Origin of the sequence: Saccharomonospora iraqiensis subsp. paurometabolica YIM 90007, assembly GCF_000231035.2 — a bacterium.
GTDB lineage: Bacteria > Actinomycetota > Actinomycetes > Mycobacteriales > Pseudonocardiaceae > Saccharomonospora > Saccharomonospora paurometabolica.
On the sequence record NZ_KI912238.1, the window covers coordinates 120,134 to 120,481 of the forward strand.

Sequence of the window (348 nt, forward strand, 5' to 3'; positions counted from 1 at the left end):
GCTGCCAGCACGTGTCGTCGTCGCAGAACGCCACGTACGGCGTGTGCACGTGGCGCACCGCGAGGTTGCGGGCGAGCGCGCCCAGATTGCGGTCGCACCGCAGCAGCGCCACCCCGGGGAACCGCTCGGCGACCGCGTCGGCGGTGCCGTCGGTGGAGGCGTTGTCGGCCACGATCACCGGCGCCGCGTCCGGCAGCGCCGTCATCGCCGCGAGCGTGCGCAGCGCCTCCGCCCGCCGGTTGTGCGTGATCATCACGACCGTCACGGCGGTCACGCCAGCTCCCGGATCTGGCGCTCCACCTCGTGCGGCAGCCGCCGCCGCGCGCGGAGTGCCGACGGGAGCCTGCG

Annotated in this window: 1 protein-coding gene; it reads right to left on the reverse strand. The window is 75.6% G+C overall.

Features of this window, described 5'->3' with window-relative positions:
- Positions 1 to 274: glycosyltransferase family 2 protein (locus SACPADRAFT_RS33915; RefSeq protein WP_233357171.1), on the reverse strand; the 274-nt coding region annotated here is incomplete at its 3' end.
- Positions 275 to 348 lie beyond the last annotated feature (74 nt).